Raw genomic sequence first — 19076 nt, 5'->3', positions numbered from 1 at the left:
GACTCCGATCACGGACGTTCAGGCATTCTTTTGCGCCGATGAGCGTGGATATGTGGCGCGGCAGTAAATCAAGAAAAATGAACTGGAGCTAAACTCAGTGTTACGACGTGATTTCATGAAAGCAGGAACCGCCCTGTCCGCCATGACCGTGGCGGGCGTGGGCGTGGCGCGGCCCGCCCGCGCCACCCAGAGCGGAAATTTCGATTCCACGACCGTGCGCACGCTGGCGCACCAGCTGTCGCAGCAGGCATACCAGGCCCCGTCCCAGTCATTGCCCCCTGCGATGCGTAACCTGAATTTCGACCAGTACAATTCCATTACGTTCCGTTCGGAACAGGCCCTGTGGCATGGTGAGAACCTGGGTTTCGATGTCGAATTCTTTCCGCGTGGCTACCTGTATGCACCGCGCATCGACATGAACGAAGTCATTGATGGTCAGTCCCGTCCCATCGCCTTCAACCCCGACATGTTCACCTATAACGATCCTGCCCTGCGGGTGAATGACGATATCGGCTTTGCCGGGCTGCGGCTGCGCGCGCCGATCAATACGCCGGGCGTGATGGAGGAATTCTGCGTTTTCCTTGGCGCGTCGTATTTCCGTGCCGTGGCGAAGGGGCAGAATTACGGCCTGTCCGCGCGTGGGTTCGCCAACGGGACCGGCGACCCTAAGGGGGAGGAATTCGCACTGTTCCGTGCCTTCTGGCTGGAAAAGCCCAAGGCGGGCGTGGATAGCGTGGTTATCCATGCGTTGCTGGACAGCCCGTCGCTGGTCGGGGCGTTCCGCTTTACCATCCGCCCCGGCGAGACGACGGTCTTTGATGTCCAGTCCTATCTCTACCCCCGCAAGGCCATTGCGGAATCCGGGATCGCGCCGCTGACAGGCATGTTCTATTTCGATGCGAATGACCGGACGCGCGTTGATGACTGGCGGCCCGCGGCCCATGACAGCGAAGGCCTGTCCATGTGGACGGGCAGTGGCCAGCAGTTGTGGCGTCCGCTGCGCAACCCGCGTGACCTGCAGTTCTCGGCCTTCAGTGACGTGCGCCCGCATGGCTTTGGCCTGATGCAGCGCAAGCGCGCCTTTACCGATTTCGAGGACGTGTCGCTGAATTATGAAAAGCGTCCCTCGCTGTGGATCGAGCCGATCGGGGACTGGGGCGCGGGTGCCGTGGATCTGGTGGAAATCCCCACGCCCAATGAAGTGAACGACAATATCGTCGCCTTCTGGCGGCCGCAGGATGCGCTGGCGCCGGGGCGTGAATATGTGTTCACCTACCGGATGTACTGGGGGTGGGATACGCCGTGGCCCACGAAGCTGGCCCGTATTTCCGCAACGCGCGTGGGGGATGCGACGGATGATTCGCATACCCGGTTCTTTGACCTCGATTTCGTGGGCGCGCCGTTTGAGAACCTGCCCGAAAAGCCGCATTTCCACCTGCAGTGCCGTACATCGGCAGGGGAGATCCGCAATGTGGTGGTCGAACCTGTTCCCCCCATCCATGGCTGGCGCAGCACGTTCGAATTCGCGCCTGGTGACGCAAAGGTGGCGGAACTGAACTGCGTGCTGGCCGATGATAATGGTCCTGTGTCGGAAGAATGGGTCTATCGATGGACACCCTAGCCGCAAACGCGCCACCCGGTCCGGCGGCGGGCCAGTCCGCGCCGCTGTTGCCGCAGGGCTGGTGCGCCCTGCCACCCGCGGCCCCGCTGGAGATGCCGGTCCATCCGCTGGCGGCAACGCCCGATCTGCACGGACGCAGCCCGACGCCGCCCACCGAATGGCGGATGATCCACCTGCGCCGCCTGCTGGTGATTGGTGGCGCGGTCGCCATGACGGGGCTGGCCGGTTACGAAATGGACCTGGTGTTCAATGCCGTGCAGCGCTCCGTGGCCGGTATGGTGATGCTGGTGCTGTTCGTGATGCTGTTCCTGTGGATCGCGCTGGCCTTTACCTCAGCCCTTGCCGGGTTTGCGTCAATGCTGACGCATGGCGGCCTGGGGCTGGGGATTGAACGCAGCGGTCCGCTGCCGCGCCTGACCACCCGCACCGCGCTGCTCATGCCGACCTATAACGAGGACCCGGGCCGTGTCATGGCCGGCCTGCGCGCCACCATAGACAGCCTTTCGGCCACCCTGCAGGAACGGGCGTTTGATGTGTTCATCCTGTCGGACACGACCGACCCGGATGTCTGGGTGGCGGAGGAGGCGGCCTACATGGCCCTGTGCCGCGCCACTGGCTGGGGCGGGCGGCTGTTCTACCGTCGGCGTGCGGTCAATACGGACCGCAAGGCGGGCAATATCGCGCAATGGGTGCGGACCTATGGTGCGGCTTACCAGCAGATGATCACGCTGGACGCCGACAGCGTCATGTCGGGTGATGTGATCGTGCGGCTGACGGCGGCCATGGAGCGGAATCCCGGTGTCGCGCTGATCCAGTCCCTGCCGGTTATTGTCAACGGGCAGACGCTGTTTGCCCGCATGCAGCAGTTCGCGGGACGGGTATATGGTCCGCTGATCGCCCACGGCATTGCCTGGTGGCACGGGTCGGAAGGCAATTACTGGGGCCATAACGCGGTAATCCGCACCCGTGCCTTTGCCGAGCAGGCGGGCCTGCCGCACCTGCCGGGGCGCAAGCCCTTTGGTGGCGCGATCATGAGCCATGATTTCGTGGAGGCTGCGCTGATGCGCCGGGGCGGATGGGCCATCCACATGGTACCGGCGCTGGCCGGATCGTATGAGGAAAGTCCCCCGTCCCTGACCGACATCGCCATTCGCGACCGGCGGTGGTGCCAGGGCAACCTGCAGCATGCAAAGGTTGTGTCCGCGCGGGGCCTGCACTGGATCAGCCGGATGCACATGCTCATGGGCATCGGATCGTATGTCACGTCGCCGCTGTGGCTGGTTTTCCTGCTGGTGGGGATTGTGGTTTCGCTGCAGAACCGTTTCTACAAACCGGAATATTTTGGCGATACCAAGCTGCTTTACCCCAACTGGCCGCATGTTGACCCGGTTCAGGCAGAATACATGTTCATTGGCACCATGGGCGTGCTGCTGGCGCCCAAGATACTGGCCTACCTGCTGCTGCTGATTGACGGGCCGCTGCGGCGTGGCTGCGGCGGCGCGTTTGCCGCGGCGGCGTCCATCGTGGTGGAAACGGTGGTGGGGGGACTGGTGGCCCCTATCGCCATGATCATCCAGACGGCGGGGGTCATGTCCATCCTGCTGGGTCGCGACTCGGGCTGGAACGCGCAGCGGCGTGATGCAGGCGGGCTGCAGATCATGCAGAACGCCCGGCTGTATGCCATCCATACCATACTGGGCATTGCGCTGGCGGTTGCGGCATGGAGTGTCTCCCTGCCGCTGTTCCTGTGGATGCTGCCGGTCACGCTGGGGCTGGTCTGCGCCATACCGCTGGCGGTGCTGACGGGCAGTGCGGCAGTGGGGCAGGCCTTCCGGCGCGCTCACCTGCTGCTGATCCCCGAGGAAACCGCCCCGCCGTCGGTCCTGCAGGCGGCGTTGACCTATATGGTGCAGATGGCCGGGCGCCCGGTGCAGGACGCGGTGACGGTGCTGCGGGCGCGTGCGGGGCTGCTCAGGGTACATGAAATCATGTTGCCGCCACCCCGCAGGCCGGGCGATCCGATCAATCCGGCATTGCTGGTGGGGCTGCTGAAACTGCGTGAGGCCCCCGATCTGGCTACCGCCATGCGGGAACTGGACCGGGCCGAGAAATCAGCCGTTCTGGGCAATGCGGAAGGGCTGCACCTGCTGGCGCAGCTTTCCTGATCTTCCTTCCGGGCGCGTCCTTCAGTCGGAGGACGTGCCTTCGGGCGGGGTGGCGATTTCCTCGCCTTCATCCGATCCATCAACCGACATGATCGCATCCAGCGATTCACACAGCTTCTTCTGGTTCGCGCTGGCCAGTTTGCCCGGGTTGGCGCACAGTTTGGCCGCATCGGGCACGCAGGATTCGGTTGCGTCCTCGTAATCGGATTCCATGACATCGTGGGCCAGCGACAGGTTGGGGTTGTGCGCGCTTTCGCTTGCTTCCTCGATGACCTTTTCCATCTTGTGCAGGTCCTCGAGCTTGTCGAGGCATGCCTTGCTGGCCAGGTCCGGCTTCAGGCGCAGGACTTCCATCGCGCGCTGCACCTTCTGCGTGGCCAGGCTCTGGCCATGGGCGGACGCGCAGACCAGCGCGGGGGAAAGCAGCAAAGCAACCGGCAATGCGGCAAGGCGTATGGAATTGATGTTCACCGTAACCGTTTCCGTCTGTCCATGCCCCGGCATGAAAGAATGCAGCAGGCAGTGCCTGTACCGCACCGGGGTGCGGCCCCGCCCGTATGGGCAGGTGAAAGGCCGACTATGGCAGGAACCCACCCATGGCGAAAGATGGTGCCCGGGCGTGATGCATATACTGTATGCATAAAAATATGACCTGAAATCTCTTGATATAATAAGGGAAAAATCCGAATCTCGGCAAAAATTTGAGATTTCCCTTACATTCTGGAGAGTTTTTTAGTATAGATTGCCATCACTGAATATATTTTTTGTACCTGTTCGGAGGTTGAAGACTATCGGATCACTGTGAAATCGTTCGAAACTGCAACGATTTTGTATATCCAGCCAATTCTTGGTCTTTCCGGTGATGGGAGATCACGTGGTTGTGCCCTTTTTTGGGTAAGGCCAGGTGTTTTTTCATTGGTATTGTTATGAAACTCGTGCCGTCAGGCGCGTTTTCCTGCTGGATCGACGACTTTTGGCCGGTGATATCTATGGGGAAGCAGGTTTGCCAGGCATGATGCGCTGGCGTTTTGGCGCTGGTGCCATTCTTCTGTTCCCGCATTGCTGTAGCCGGTCCGGGTGGTTGCACACCCGAACTTGTGAAACTGAGGTTCCGCACTGGTGCTTCCGGAAAACCGGACGGTGTGGACGCAGCCTGCATCGACGCTCCACAATGAGGTGGAGCCCCTCATCTTCGTGTCGGCTGCCTGTGAAAGAGGAGTATCTCCCCTTGAAACAGACAGACAATCTGTCCGAATCAACGTCCATAGCTGATAAGCTTGGCATCCCGGCGCCCCTGTTCTGGGGGTTTGTCGGCCTGCTGTTCTTCATGATCGGTGATGGTGTCGAGGCCGGCTACCTGGCCCCCTATCTGGAGGGGCAGGGCATTTCGTCGCGCAATACCGCGCTGCTGTTTACCATTTACGGTGTGACCGTTTCGCTGTCCTCATGGGCATCGGGGCCGCTGTCCGACCTGTGGGGCCCCAAGCGGGTCATGTGGATCGGACTTGCCATCTGGGGTGTGTTCGAGGTCCTGTTCCTGACCTTTGGCGTGGCCGTCAACAGCTATCCCATCATGCTGGCAGCCTACACCATGCGTGGCTTTGGCTATCCGCTGTTCACCTACGGCTTCCTTGTATGGATTGCCGCCGCGACCCCGCCGCGCCAGCTGGGTTCGGCCGCGGGCTGGTTCTGGTTCGCCTTCTCCGGCGGGCTGCCTACGCTGGGTTCGCTGTTCGCCAGTTTCTCCATTCCGCTGATTGGCGAAATGGCAACGTTCTGGTCCTCGCTGGCGCTGGTCATGTTCGGTGGCCTGCTTGCCCTGCTGATGACGCGTGAACCGATCGGGTCCAAGCGCCTCGCGGCCCCCGGCACGCCGCCGGCCACGATCTTCTTCAGTTCGATCAGCATCCTGTGGCGTGAACCCAAGACGTTTATCGCCATGATCGTGCGGACCATCAACACGTCGTCCGAATATGCGTTCCTGGTCATCATGCCGGCGTTCTTCACCAAGGTGATCGGCTTCTCGCTGTCGCAGTGGCTGCAGCTTCTGTCGATCATCTTCCTGTCGAACATTCTGGTGAACCTGGTGTCCGGCATCACGGCTGACCGTCTGGGTCACCGTACGGTTGTCGCCCTGTTCGGCTGCGTGGGTGCTGCGATCACCGTGCCGCTGTTCTACTACGTGCCGCAGATGTTCCCCGGCAACTTCCCCATCGCTGCCGCCATGGGCGCGCTGTATGGCGCGACGATTGCCGCCTTCGTGCCGCTGTCCGGCCTGGTGCCGCAGATCTGCCCGAAGGAAAAGGCTGCCGCCCTGTCCGCCCTGGGTCTGGGTGCTGGCGCCAGCACGTGGGTTGGTCCGGCCATCGTGACGTGGTTTGAAAACTGGCGTGGGATCGAGGGGATCATCTGGATCTTCTCCGGCCTGTATGTCGCTTCAGCCGTGATGACGCTGGTGCTGACCGTCTCGCCTGAAGCCCGTCGTTACATCGACGCGGCTGCGGCGCGCGGTGACGTGGCGGAAGAAGTGACGCTCGGTCACTGATCCCGCCCCACCTGTATCAGTCCCGTCGTTTCGGGACGGGTAGAGAGCGGGCCTGCTGTAAAGCAGGCCCGTTTTTTATGATCTGAATAGGAACTGACCCAGGATTGCTGGGGGAAAAGAGGAAAAGCTTCAGGAAGCGTCCGGAAACCATCTTATGATCAGAAACTGTAGGTCATGGAGCCTTATCCTGACGGCACGGGACCTTGGGGTCAGCCAGACAGGTGGCATGATATGAAAAAGGCCGGCACCCGATGGGGCCGGCCTTTTTCGTTCTGTCAGATACTGCGTTCGGGACGACGGCGCGGGCTGCGCGGGCGATCCGTGCCATTCGGGCTGCCTGTGGTGCGTCGTTCGTTTGTTTTCAGGGCAGGGGCGGCGCTGACTTCGCTTTCCAGCTGGCGGATGCGTTTCTGCACGCTTTCGCGCAGGGCGGGGGAAGTATGCGATTTCATGGTGGCCAGCGTTTCACGCAGGTCGCGCAGCTGTTTCTGTTTTTCAGCAAGCGTGCGGCGGATCGGCTGGTTGTCGGACATCTGTCCGTGGAATGCGCGCATGATAGGTGTCCTGTGGACCTCGGGTCCAGGAAATGGGTTGTTAACCGGAATGTGGAAAGACGGACAGCACGCACTGTCCCCCGCCTGCGGTCATGGCAGGTTGGGCAGGCGCAGGTACGTGATGAACCGGGGGACTTAACCCCCGTTCAGCGCCAGCACATCGGCCAGACCCGATATCAGGGCCTGACATTCGGCATCGGTACCAATGGTGATGCGTAGCCACTGTGCAATGCGCGGGGTCCGGAAATGACGCACGATGATCGCCCGTTCCCTCAGGGCGGCGGCAAGATACGCGGCGTCACGGTCCGGGTGCCGGGCAAATATGAAATTTGCCTGTGATGGCAGGATCTCGAACCCCATCTTTCCCAAGCTGTCGGTCAGCCTGTTCCGGGAGTTTATGATTTTCTCACGGGTGTTTGCAAGCCATTCCCGATCCTCGATCGCGGCGATGGCGCCTGCCTGCGCCAGACGGTCCAGCGGATAGGAATTGAAACTGTCCTTTACGCGGGTCAGGGCTGCGATCAGGTCGGGCTGCCCGATGGCGTATCCAACCCGTAGCCCCGCCAGCGCACTGGACTTGGACAGGGTACGCACGACCAGCAGGTTGGGGTACTGCGCCACCAGCGCAATTGCCGTCTCCGCACCGAAGTCGACATAGGCTTCATCCACGACCACTACCGCGTCGGGGTGGTCCTCCAGCACGGTGCGGATGGCGTCCAGCCCCAGGGCAATTCCGGTGGGGGCGTTGGGGTTGGGGATGATGATGCCGCCGCATGGCCTGCGATAGGCGGCGGCGTCGATGCGCATGGCGTCATCCAGCGGCACCGTCTCATGCCTTATGCCATACAGCCCGCAGTACACGGGATAGAAGCTGTAGGTAATATCAGGAAACAGCAGGGGGTCTTCGTGGTTGAGCAGCCCCTGAAAGGTATGGGCCAGCACCTCGTCCGATCCATTGCCTACAAAAACATGGTCAACCGGGACATCATGCGCGCGTGCGATCGCGGCGCACAGCGCCTGCGCCGTGGGGTCGGGATACAGGCGCAGCGTGTCGTTGGTGGCGGCGCGAATGGCCTCCAGCACCTTTGGCGACGGGCCATACGGACATTCGTTGGTATTCAGCTTGATCAGGTTGGCCAGTCTGGGCTGTTCCCCTGGCACATAGGGGGTCAGGGTATGGACGACAGGGCTCCAGAAACGGCTCATCAGGGTGAATTCCAGATTGTCAGGGTCATGAAAACAGACGCGCGCCCGTCCCCGGGGCGGGCACGGGCGCGCGGGAGTAAAGAAAAGGAAAGGAAAGGATCAGTCGCCGGCTGGTGCCGGGCGGTTCATGGCGGACAGCAGGGCGGTATTGCCCTGGCGGGTGGCAAAGATGCGCGCGCTGATCCCCTCGCCATCACGCAGGTCGGGGTTGGCGCCATGATCCAGCAGGAAGGTCACCATGGGGTCCCGGTTGAACATGACCGCAAAGATCAGCGGCGTGCGGCCGACAAAATTGGGCACGTCAATCGCAGCCCCATGTTCCACCAGCACGCGCGCACAGGGCAGGTCGCCCTTGAACGCCACACCGGCCAGCGCGGTCGCCCCCTTGGCGTCCTGTAGGTTGGGGTTGGCCCCACCTTCCAGCAGGGCGCGCACGGTCCCGGCATGGCCATTATAGGCCGCCAGGATCAGCGCGGTGTAGCCTTTGTCATTGCGGGTATCGGGGTTGATGCCCGCGTTCAGGAATTCGCTGACCAGGTCTGTCTGTCCATCACGGGCGGCGGACAGGAACAGGGTCTCGATTTCCGCGTTGCTGAAGGATTCGGGTGCGGCGGCGGCGGGGTCGCCGCTGGCGATTGTCTTGCTCATGTGCCTGCCTCGCGGGTCGGGTTGCGGAAAACGGGGGCGGGGGCCGGTCCCGTCAGATGCGGCGGATCATAGGACGGTTCGGCTGAAAAGAACATCGGGCAATCACGCATCATCGGGTTGCCGCCATGCAATGTCGCGGCATTCCCCGTGGTCCATGACGCCCATCGTATCGGGGGGCAGGCCGCTCTCCTGCACGGCGCGGGCCAGTCTGCGCACGGGTTCATCCATGGGTTCATCCGTCAGGCGGAACGTGCCGAAATGCATGCCGATGCCATGCTTCGCCCCAAGCTGGCGCAGGCCCGCCACTGCTTCCTCGGGGGTGGCATGCACGCCTGCCATGAGCGCACGCGGGTCATACGCCCCGATGGGCAGAAGTGCGATGTCCGGTGCTCCCAGCCGTTCGCGGATCAGCCCCCAGTGCCGCCCATGCGCGGTGTCGCCGGCAAAGAACAGCCGGTGCCCCGCCCCGTCACGCAGCATGAACCCGCCCCACAGGCTTCTGTTCCGGTCGAACGGGGTGCGGGCCGCGCCATGGCGGGCAGGGGTGCAGGTCACCTGCAGGCCCGGTATGGCCACGGACTGCCACCAGTCCAGTTCCATGATGCGCCGCAGCCCGGTCCTGCGCATGAATCGGGCGTTGCACAGCGGCGTGATCACCAGCGGGTCATCCCCCCGCCGTGCCAGCGCGCGCAGGGTGGGCAGGTCCATGTGGTCGTAATGCGCATGGGACACCAGTACCACGTCAATGCGCGGCAGGTCGGCCAGTGCCCGTCCCGGCGCGCGCACCCGCCTGGGCCCCATGAAGGAAAAGGGCGAGCAGCGCAGGGAGAAGATGGGATCGGTCAGGATGCTCAGCGCCGTGCCATCAGGGCGGGGCAGACGAATGAGGAACGTACTGTGCCCGATAAACGTTACCTGCACCGTTCCCGCCGCAGGCCGGGTATGTGGGTCGCCTTTTGGTGGCGGGTTCCCGATCCATGCGGGCCAGTCCGATTTCGGTCGGTTCCACTGCCATTTCAGGATGGACAGGCGCCGCATCCGCCCCGGCGGCGTGGCGTCGGGGCGGATGGCGGGGGGATTGAAAAAGCGGGTGCCATCCGTGTGATCGCTGGCGGGTAGCTGGGGCATGCGTGGTCTCCATCGGCCAACGGGCGCGACCCCTGATCTGGTGGGGAAGGTCGGGCCGCATGTCAAATTCCGTCCCGTATGCGTGACGTGGGGCAACCGTGCGGGATGCCACGCGCTGCTATAGGGCAATGGCAAGGCACGGTCCCTGCTGGCCGGGACGTGGTAACGGCTTGATGAGATGGCTTGTTCCGTCCCGAAGGTCGTGAGAAGGTGCGTGCCGTAAAAAGCCTTTTTCCCTGCGTCCCGCGCTGTCCGCCGCCGGGTGGGCCGGATGCTGGTGGTGTGGAAAGAAAAACAAGAAAGGTTGTCGTGTTCAGGCAACAGGCCCGGCCCGATCAGGACAACGACCATGGCTGTAAGGAGGCCGGTCTCTCATGCGTTCCCTGACTACATCCCCCCTGATGGCACCTGAAGGAGGTGGCGCAATGCCCACCAATATCGATACGCTGTGCATCAACACAATCCGCACACTGTCCATGGACGCGGTGCAGAAAGCCAATTCCGGCCACCCCGGCACACCCATGGCGCTTGCCCCCGTCGGCTATACGCTGTGGCGCGATGTGCTGAACTACGACCCGGCCAATCCGCTATGGCCCAACCGCGACCGTTTCGTGCTGTCGATCGGCCACGCGTCCATGCTGCTGTATTCGCTGATCTATCTGGCCGGTATCCGCGATATACGCCCCGGCGGGGTCAGCAATGACCGTCCCGCGCTGACGCTGGAGGATCTTGAGCAGTTCCGCCAGCTGGACTCGCTCACCCCCGGCCATCCCGAATATCACCATACCGCAGGCGTCGAGACCACGACCGGCCCGCTGGGTCAGGGCTGCGGCAATTCCGTTGGTATGGCGATCGCGGAAAAATGGCTGGCCGAGCGCTATAACCGGCCCGGATTCAAGCTGTTCGATCACCATATCTATACAATGTGTGGTGATGGCGACAACATGGAAGGCGTCGCCAGCGAGGCCGCGTCCATTGCGGGGCACCTGAAGCTGGGCAACCTGACATGGATCTATGACAGCAATCATATCTCCATCGAGGGCTCGACCAGAATCGCCTTTACCGAAAACGTGCACAGGCGCTTCGAGGCCTATGGCTGGCATGTGCTGGAACTGAAGGACGCCAACGACACGGGCGATTTCCGCCGCCTGCTGGCCGAAGCGAAGGCCGAAACGTCACGGCCCACGCTGATCATCGTCCATTCCATCATCGGCTGGGGCGCGCCGCACCTTGCCGGGACGGCGGAAGCGCATGGCTCGCCGCTGGGCGCGGAGGAAATCCGCGAGACCAAGAAATTCTATGGCTGGCCGGAAGACAGGGACTTCTACGTGCCCGATGGCGTGGCCGAACATTTCCAGGCGGGAATCGCCACCCGTGGCGCTGCCGCGTCCAGGGCGTGGGACGAACTGTTCGCCGCCTACCGCGCCAAATATCCGGCCGAGGCCGCACAGCTGGATCACATCTTCGCGGGGACGCTGCCCGAAGGATGGGACAGGGATATCCCGGTCTTCGACGCGGATGCGAAGGGCATCGCCTCACGCGCAAGCTCGGGCAAGGTCCTGAACGAAATCGCGAAGAACTATCCGTGGATGATCGGCGGTTCGGCCGACCTGTCGCCGTCCACCAAGACGCACCTGACGTTCGATGGCGCGGGTGATTTCCAGCCGCCGCAGTGGGGCGGGACCTATGGCGGGCGCAACCTGCATTTTGGCGTGCGCGAACATGCGATGGGGTCGATCAGCAATGGCCTGGCGCTGTATGGCATCCGGGCCTACTGCTCGGGCTTCCTGATCTTTTCGGATTACATGAAGCCGCCGATCCGGCTGTCGTCGCTGATGAAGCTGCCGGTGACCTATATCTTTACCCACGATTCGATCGGGGTGGGGGAAGATGGCCCGACCCACCAGCCCATCGAACAGCTGGCCCAGCTGCGCGCCACTCCCGGCGTGACCGTGCTGCGCCCGGCTGACGCGAACGAGGTGGCAGAAGCCTGGCGGACGCTGGTCCGGATCACGGATCGCCCCAGCGTGCTGGCGCTGAGCCGCCAGAACCTGCCCACCATCTGCCGCAAGACCTATGCGCCCGCAACAGGGCTGGCAAAAGGGGCCTATGTCCTTGCAGATGCTGACGGGCGTCCCGATGTCATCCTTATGGCAACGGGTAGCGAAGTCGGGCTGATCATCAGGGCGGCGGAAAAGCTGAAGGCGGATGGCATCAAGGTGCGTCTTGTCTCCATGCCGTCGTGGGACCTGTTCGAAGCGCAGCCCAAATCCTATCGCGACAGCGTGCTGCCGCCCGACGTCACCGCGCGCGTTGCGGTGGAACAGGCAGCAGGGCTTGGCTGGGACCGGTATACCGGCCTTGCGGGGGAGACGATCGTCATGCACGGCTTTGGCGCTTCCGCCCCGGCGGGGCAGCTGGAGGTCAAATTCGGGTTCACGGTTGACGCCGTGGTGGCCGCGGCCCGCAGGCAGGCGGGCAAATAGGCGCAATGGACGGGCAGGCGGGACATGGCGTTCCGCCTGCCCTGTTTTTTGAAGAAGCAGTATTGGCGGCGTGGGGCTTTCCCGCGCTGCTGGCAAGCAAAGGAAGCACAGCATGAGTGCGCGTGAATCTGGTGGCGAAAATCCGTTAAAGGAACTGGCCCGCTATGGTCAGTCCCCGTGGCTGGACTTTATCCAGCGCTCCTATACCGAAAATGGCAGCCTGAAGAAGCTGGTGGATGAAGACGGGCTGAAGGGCGTGACCTCCAATCCCGCCATTTTCCAGAAAGCCATGGGTCAGGGCACGGATTACGATGCCCAGATCCGTTCGGTGCTGGCCCATCAGGTTCTTGACGCGGGCGCGCTGTACGAACTGCTGGCCGTGGACGACATCCGCGCCGCGGCGAAGGTGCTGTATCCCGTCTATGAACAGACAAAGGCCGTGGATGGCTATGTCAGCCTTGAGGTTTCGCCCTATCTGGCGCGTGACACCAAGGGCACGCTGCACGAGGCGTTGCGCCTGTGGAAAGCGGTCGATGCCTGCAACCTCATGATCAAGATTCCCGGCACCGAGGAAGGCGTGCCCGCCGTGCGCGCCGCCATTGCCGAAGGACTGAGCATCAACGTTACCCTGCTGTTCTCGAACGATGCGTACAAGAAGGTGCTGGAAGCCTACATCACCGGGCTGGAAGACCGTCTTGGCCGTGGTGAGAGCGTAAAGAACATCGCCAGTGTCGCGTCCTTCTTCGTCAGCCGCATCGATGTGAAGATCGACAAGGAAATCGACGCCCGCGTGGCGAAGGGTGACAAGGAAAGCGCGGCGCTGAAGGCGCTGCGCGGCAAGGTCGCGATCGCCAATGCCAAGATGGCGTACGAACACTGGAAGGAAGTTACGGCCAGCCCGCGCTGGAAAAAGCTGGCCGATGCCGGCGCCCAGCCGCAGCGCCTGCTGTGGGCCAGCACGGGCACGAAGGACAAGTCCTTTAGCGACGTGCTGTATGTGGACGGCCTGATCGGCCCCGAAACCGTCAACACCATCCCGCCCGCGACGTTCGACGCCTTCCGTGATCACGGCAAGGTCGCCCCGACCCTGACGCAGGATATCGAGGGCGCGAAGAAGGTCCTGGCGGAAGCCCGGCGGCTTGGCCTCGACCTTGATGGCGTGACGAAGGTACTGGTGGATGAGGGCGTTGCCTCCTTCGCCGATGCGTTTGATGACCTGCTGGGGTCGGTTGCGGCCAAGCAGGCGGCATTCCTTGGCAAGAAGGTCACCTCCACCGCGCTCAGGCTGCCAGCCGACCTGCAGAAAGCGGTCGATGCGGAACTGGAGACATGGCGCAGGAAGGGCAATGTCCGCCGCATATGGGACAAGGATGCAACCCTGTGGACCGGCAAGGATGAGGCAAGCTGGCTGAAATGGCTGGACATCACCGATGACCAGGTTGCTGCCCTGTCGAAGTTCGAGGATTTCCAGGCGGAAGTGAAGGCACGCGGTTTCCGCGATGCGCTGCTGCTCGGCATGGGTGGCTCCAGCCTCGGGCCCGAAGTGCTGGCACAGACATTCGGCAGGCATGAAGGTTTCCCGCACCTGTACGTGCTCGACAGCACGGACCCGCAGCAGGTGCGTGATTTTGAAAAGAAGATCGATATCAGCAAGACGCTGTTCATCGTATCTTCCAAGTCCGGCGGCACGCTGGAGCCGAACATCCTCAAGGCCTATTTCTTCGATCAGGCGAAAAAGGTACTGGGCGACAGGGCTGGTTCGCACTTCATCACCGTGACCGATCCGGGTTCGCACATGGAAGATGTGGCGAAGAAGGACGGATTCTGGAAAATCTTCTACGGTGAAAAGCAGATCGGTGGCCGGTACTCCGTCCTGTCCGATTTCGGCATGGTGCCGGCAGCCGTTGCCGGCCTGCCGCTGAAACTGCTGCTGGAATCGGCACAGCGTGGCGAGAAATCCTGTGCTGCCTCGGTCCCGCCCGCGCAGAACCCCGGCGTGGTGCTGGGCGCCGTGCTGGGTGTGGCCGCGCGCGATTTCGGTCGTGACAAGGTGACCATCATCGCATCGCCCGGTATTTACGACATGGGTGCATGGCTGGAACAGCTGATTGCGGAATCGACCGGCAAGGACGGCAAGGGTCTGATCCCCATTGATGATGAAACCATCGGCAAGCCGGGCGTGTATGGCACGGACCGGGTGTTTGCCTATCTGCGCCTGGCTGAAGATCCCTGCCCGAAGCAGGACGCGGCCTTCGCTGCACTGGCCGAAGCGGGTGAGCCGGTCGTCACCATCGAACTGCATGAACGCCGTCAGGTGCTGGAGGAATTCTTCCGCTGGGAATTCGCGACCGCCGTCGCGGGTGCGGTGATCGGGATCAACCCGTTCAACCAGCCCGATGTCGAGGAATCGAAGATCGAAACCAAGAAGATCACCACGGCCTATAACGAAACCGGCCAGCTGCCGCCCTACGAGCCGTTTGCCAAGGACGGCCCGTTCGCTTTCTACGCCGATCCGAAAAACGCTTCGGCGCTGGGTGGCGGCAGGACGGCGGAAGCGATCCTGAAGGCGCATTTCGCCCGTGGGAAGGCAGGCGATTACATTGCCCTGCTGGCCTATATCGACCGCGATACATGGACGCGTGACTGGATCCAGAAGGTACGCCTTGACCTGCGTGACGCGCTGAAGCTGGCGACGGCTGCCGAATTCGGACCCCGTTTCCAGCATTCAACCGGGCAGGCCTACAAGGGTGGGCCCGACACGGGCGTGTTCCTGCAGATCACATGTGATGATGAAGTCAACCTGCCGGTGCCGGGTGAAAAATATACCTTCAGCATCGTCAAGGAAGCGCAGGCCCGTGGCGATATGGAAGTGCTGGCCGAACGTGGCCGCCGGGTGCTGCGTGTTCACATTCATGGTGAACTGAAGGCCGGTCTTGAAAAACTTGGGCAGGATATTGCCCGCGCGGTCTGACCGCATGCTGGCCCGCCCCCTCTGACGAAGGGGCGGGTTTTTTGATGGGTGTCATTGGGAAATGGCCACGATGGCGGTAGGACTATGGCCCTATCCCATCTTCTAGGAGTGTTTGATCATGCAAATCGGTATTGTTGGCCTTGGCAAGATGGGCGGTAACATTTCCATCCGCCTGACCCGCCACGGTCATGACGTGGTGGCCTTTGACCGTGATCCTGCCGTGACCGCCAAGGTCTGCGCGCAGGGTAAAGACAATCGCTGCACCCCTGCCACCGGGCTGAAAGACATGGTGGGCAAGCTTGCAGGCCGCAAGGTTATCTGGCTCATGCTGCCTGCGGGCGAGGTGACGGAAGAGGCCGTGCAGGAACTCGGGACGCTCATGGACAAGGGCGATATCGTGATCGACGGCGGCAATTCGTTTTACAAGGACGATATCCGCCGCGCCGAGCAACTGATGAAAAAGGGCATTCACTACGTCGATGTCGGCACGTCGGGCGGCGTGTGGGGGCTGGAACGTGGGTACTGCATGATGTACGGCGGCACCAAGGACGCGACCGATTACATCGACCCCATCCTGTCCGCCCTGGCGCCGGGGATTGGCGACATCCCGCGCACGCCGGGCCGTGACAAGCCCGGTTTCGATCCGCGTGCCGAGCAGGGTTACCTGCATTGCGGTCCCGCAGGCTCGGGCCATTTCGTGAAAATGGTCCATAACGGCATTGAATACGGGATCATGCAGGCCTTCGCCGAAGGCTTTGACGTGATGAAGTCCAAGAATTCGACCGACCTGCCCGAAGACCAGCGTTTCGAGCTGAACATGCCCGACATCGCCGAAGTCTGGCGTCGTGGCAGCGTGGTGTCATCGTGGCTGCTGGACCTGTCGGCAAGCGCGCTTGCGGGCAACCCCGACCTGTCGAACTACAAGGGCGACGTGGCCGATTCCGGCGAAGGCCGCTGGACCATCGAGGCCGCGATCGAGGAAGCGGTGCCGGTGCCTGTCATCACCGCGTCGCTGTTCACGCGCTTCCGTTCGCGCACGGGCAACAACTTTGCCGAAAAGATGCTGTCTGCCATGCGCTTCGGTTTTGGCGGTCACATTGAGGGTACGAATAACTGACCTGACACGCGGTTGGTAACTGACGGGACGCCGGGATGCTACGCATTCCGGGTCCCGGCTGTTTCTGGAAAAAACGACAGCGCTTAATGACTGCAACCGGAACAGCCGGGGAAGGAAGACAGGCGGAAACAGTCCAGGGACAGCAGTATAATGGAAAACATCATTGCCTCGGCGGTATCACAGGTTGGCGACACCGGGCATGAAACCGCCCCACGGCGCAGCCCGCCGGGATCATTTGTCATTTTCGGTGGGGGAGGCGACCTGACGCGCCGTCTTCTGCTGCCTGCCATTTACAATCTTGCCTGTGCGGGGCTGCTGGATGACGGGTTCAGCGTCGTGGCGGTTGACCGCGCCGAACTGACCGATGCGCAGCTGCAGCTCAATGTCCGTGCGGCGCTGGAGGATTTCGCCGCCCGGCGGGGTGCTGAAGCCGTGACACTGCGCGAGGACGTCTGGACATGGATGAAACCGCGCATCCGTTACGTGCGCGGCGATTTTGAAACCATGCAGACGTATCAGGACATCGCCACGGTGGTGGGCGATCGGAACTGCATCTTCTACCTTGCCGTGGCCGCCCGTTTCTTTGGCCCCATCGTGGACAGGCTGGGGGAGGCGGGACTGGTGCGCGAAGGACGCCACACCTTCCGCCGCGTCATTGTCGAAAAGCCTTTTGGCAACGACCTGCCTTCCGCCGTGGCGCTGAATGAACGGCTGCTGCATACCCTGACGGAACAGCAGATTTACCGCATCGACCACTACCTTGGTAAGGAAACGGTCCAGAACATTCTGGCGCTGCGTTTTTCCAACGGTTTTTTTGAACCCCTGTGGAACCGCCAGAACATCGACCATGTGCAGATCACCGCTGCCGAGACGGTAGGCGTGGAACAGCGTGCGAAGTTTTACGAAGGCACCGGCGCCCTGCGCGACATGGTGCCCAACCACGTCATGCAGCTTCTGGCCATGACGGCGATGGAAGCGCCCATTTCCTTTGATGCCGATGCGGTGCGCAATGAAAAGACCAAGGTGCTGGACGCGATCCATCCCCTTTCGCCGCAGGACGTCGTGCGCGGGCAGTACGCCCCCGGCGTGGTCAATGGGAAGGACGTGCCCGGCTACCGGCAGGAACCCGGCGTTGATCCCCATTCCCTGACCGAAACCTATATGGCGATGAAGTTCCAGATTGATAACTGGCGCTGGGCCGGGGTGCCGTTCTATGTGCGCACGGGCAAGCGGCTGGCCGCGCGCAAGACCGAAATCGCCATACATTTCAAATCTGCGCCCTATGCGCTGTTCCGCGACACACCGGTGGAAAAGCTGGCCCCCAACATCATGGTCATCCATATCCAGCCGACGGAAGGTGTGACCATGCAGTTTTCCGCCAAGATCCCCGGTCCGTCCGTGCGGCTGGGCGGGGTGCGGATGAAATTCGATTATGCCGAATGGTTCAGCGAAGGGCCCAGCACGGGTTACGAGACCCTGATCTATGACTGCATGATCGGTGATGCCACCCTGTTCCAGCGTGCGGATAATATCGAGGCCGGATGGCGCGCCGTGCAGCCGGTTCTGGACTGGGGACAGGATGCGCGGAGCCTTGATTTCTACGCAGCCGGCAGCGAGGGGCCGGAAGCGGCCGACGCCCTGCTGGCCCGCGACCACCGCCACTGGCTGAAGATTGGATGATGCCCATGACCTCCCCCGTTGCCCCCGCAGGCGGCGTCCACCTTGTCGTATCCGATATTGACGGAACCCTGATCACACCGGACCGCGCGCTGACCCCGGCTGCCCGTCGCGCGGCGGATGACGTGCGGGCTGCTGGCATCAGGCTCAGCCTTGTCAGCAGCCGCGCGCCCCGTGGCATGATGCAGTTTGTCCGCGAACTGCGTATCGATACCCCCATTGCCGGGCTGAATGGCGGGCTGATCTGCGATCCCGATGGTACGATCCGCGAACGGTTGTCCCTTGACCCGGCAGCGGCTCGGGCGGCGGTTGAATTCCTGATCGCCCATGGGGTCGAGCCGTGGCTGTACATCGACCATGACTGGCTGGTGCGCCGCGATGATACGCCCCAGGTCCGTCATGAACGTGACGTGGTGCAGACCATCCCGGTACGGGTGGATGATTTTGACGGGCATTATGAACATGTCGGCAAGATCATGGGGGTATCGACCGATCCCGCCACCCTGCCGGAGGTGGAACGCGCGCTTGCGGACCTGCTGGCTGGCAAGGCGAGCGTACATCGTTCGTCGCCCATTTACCTTGATATTACGCATCCGCAGGCGAACAAGGGCTATGCGGCAAAAGAACTGGCAAAACTGCTGGATATTGATATCCGGAATACGGCGTGTATCGGGGATATGAACAACGACATTCCCATGCTGAAGGAAGCCGGGGTCAGCATCGCCATGGGCAACGCGCCCGACAATGTGAAGGCCCATGCCCGTTTCGTGACGCGACCCAATACGGATGACGGGTGGGCTTTTGCCATGGAAAGTTTTGTACTGCCCCGCGCATAGGCGCGTGGCACAGAAGGGAGAGGCAACATGCCCCAGGACGCAGCAGCAACACCGGCCAGCCAGATCAGGCTGGTGCTGGCCGATGTGGACGGCACGCTGGTCACGAAGGACAAGATCCTGAC

The 19076-nt window shown here is 62.3% G+C and carries 14 protein-coding genes; 8 read left to right on the top strand and 6 right to left on the bottom strand.

Features of this window, described 5'->3' with window-relative positions; genetic code table 11:
• The first annotated feature begins 115 nt into the window (after nt 1-115).
• Together B7449_RS08310 and mdoH are read left to right on the top strand one after the other, a co-directional pair.
• The gene (locus tag B7449_RS08310; protein WP_039734492.1) at nt 116-1621 is read left to right on the top strand and encodes a glucan biosynthesis protein; all 1506 of its coding nucleotides are present in this window, start codon (nt 116-118) and stop codon (nt 1619-1621) included.
• Nucleotides 1609-3786, top strand: a complete 2178-nt coding sequence (mdoH, locus tag B7449_RS08305; protein ID WP_048883560.1) for a glucans biosynthesis glucosyltransferase MdoH — start codon at nt 1609-1611, stop codon at nt 3784-3786. Before B7449_RS08310 ends, mdoH begins: the two co-directional genes overlap by 13 nt.
• Nucleotides 3787-3807: 21 nt before the next feature.
• On the opposite strand, the gene B7449_RS08300 is transcribed toward mdoH, so the two are convergent.
• The gene (locus B7449_RS08300; protein WP_039734509.1) at nt 3808-4257 is read right to left on the bottom strand and encodes a hypothetical protein; all 450 of its coding nucleotides are present in this window, start codon (nt 4255-4257) and stop codon (nt 3808-3810) included.
• Between the two features lie 325 nt (nt 4258-4582).
• Nucleotides 4583-4846, bottom strand: coding sequence for a hypothetical protein (locus B7449_RS19750; protein WP_039734494.1), 264 nt, complete (start codon nt 4844-4846; stop codon nt 4583-4585).
• A gap of 168 nt (nt 4847-5014) precedes the next feature.
• Between B7449_RS19750 and B7449_RS08295 the strand changes: the two genes are divergently transcribed.
• The gene (locus B7449_RS08295; RefSeq protein WP_039734495.1) at nt 5015-6331 is read left to right on the top strand and encodes an MFS transporter; all 1317 of its coding nucleotides are present in this window, start codon (nt 5015-5017) and stop codon (nt 6329-6331) included.
• Nucleotides 6332-6606: 275 nt separating this feature from the next.
• Here the strand turns inward: B7449_RS08295 and B7449_RS08290 are convergent, their stop codons facing one another.
• From B7449_RS08290 to B7449_RS08275, 4 genes are all read right to left on the bottom strand, one after another.
• Complete coding sequence (locus B7449_RS08290; protein ID WP_010514135.1) at nt 6607-6885, bottom strand: hypothetical protein; 279 nt, start codon at nt 6883-6885, stop codon at nt 6607-6609.
• Between the two features lie 135 nt (nt 6886-7020).
• The gene (hisC, locus tag B7449_RS08285; protein WP_039734496.1) at nt 7021-8091 is read right to left on the bottom strand and encodes a histidinol-phosphate transaminase; all 1071 of its coding nucleotides are present in this window, start codon (nt 8089-8091) and stop codon (nt 7021-7023) included.
• Nucleotides 8092-8190: 99 nt separating this feature from the next.
• Nucleotides 8191-8739: an ankyrin repeat domain-containing protein gene (locus B7449_RS08280; protein ID WP_039734497.1), complete on the bottom strand. Its 549-nt coding sequence runs from the start codon at nt 8737-8739 to the stop codon at nt 8191-8193.
• A 102-nt stretch (nt 8740-8841) separates the two neighbouring features.
• Nucleotides 8842-9867 (bottom strand): MBL fold metallo-hydrolase, encoded by a 1026-nt coding sequence (locus B7449_RS08275; protein WP_039734498.1) that lies wholly within the window; start codon nt 9865-9867, stop codon nt 8842-8844.
• Between the two features lie 374 nt (nt 9868-10241).
• On the opposite strand from B7449_RS08275, the gene tkt reads away from it, so the two are divergent.
• The 5 genes from tkt (at nt 10242) to B7449_RS08250 (ending at nt 18954) form a co-directional block, all read left to right on the top strand.
• Nucleotides 10242-12353, top strand: a complete 2112-nt coding sequence (tkt, locus tag B7449_RS08270) for a transketolase (protein WP_039734499.1) — start codon at nt 10242-10244, stop codon at nt 12351-12353.
• Nucleotides 12354-12465: 112 nt separating this feature from the next.
• Nucleotides 12466-15324, top strand: coding sequence for a bifunctional transaldolase/phosoglucose isomerase (locus B7449_RS08265; RefSeq protein ID WP_039734501.1), 2859 nt, complete (start codon nt 12466-12468; stop codon nt 15322-15324).
• Between the two features lie 118 nt (nt 15325-15442).
• Nucleotides 15443-16441, top strand: coding sequence for a phosphogluconate dehydrogenase (NAD(+)-dependent, decarboxylating) (gene gnd / locus B7449_RS08260; RefSeq protein WP_039734510.1), 999 nt, complete (start codon nt 15443-15445; stop codon nt 16439-16441).
• Between the two features lie 150 nt (nt 16442-16591).
• A complete protein-coding gene (gene zwf, locus B7449_RS08255) occupies nt 16592-18121 on the top strand; it encodes a glucose-6-phosphate dehydrogenase (RefSeq protein WP_039734502.1) in 1530 nt (509 codons plus the stop codon).
• Nucleotides 18118-18954 carry a Cof-type HAD-IIB family hydrolase gene (locus tag B7449_RS08250; RefSeq protein ID WP_082084810.1) on the top strand — a complete coding sequence of 279 codons (837 nt, stop codon included), beginning with the start codon at nt 18118-18120 and terminating at the stop codon, nt 18952-18954. The genes zwf and B7449_RS08250 overlap by 4 nt, the downstream gene beginning before the upstream one ends.
• Nucleotides 18955-19076: the final 122 nt, after the last annotated feature.

It is taken from the genome of Komagataeibacter intermedius TF2 (assembly GCF_000964425.1).
GTDB classification, from domain to species: domain Bacteria; phylum Pseudomonadota; class Alphaproteobacteria; order Acetobacterales; family Acetobacteraceae; genus Komagataeibacter; species Komagataeibacter intermedius.
The sequence above is the reverse complement of the archived record's forward strand: the minus strand, read 5'-3'. Positions and strand labels throughout refer to the sequence as shown.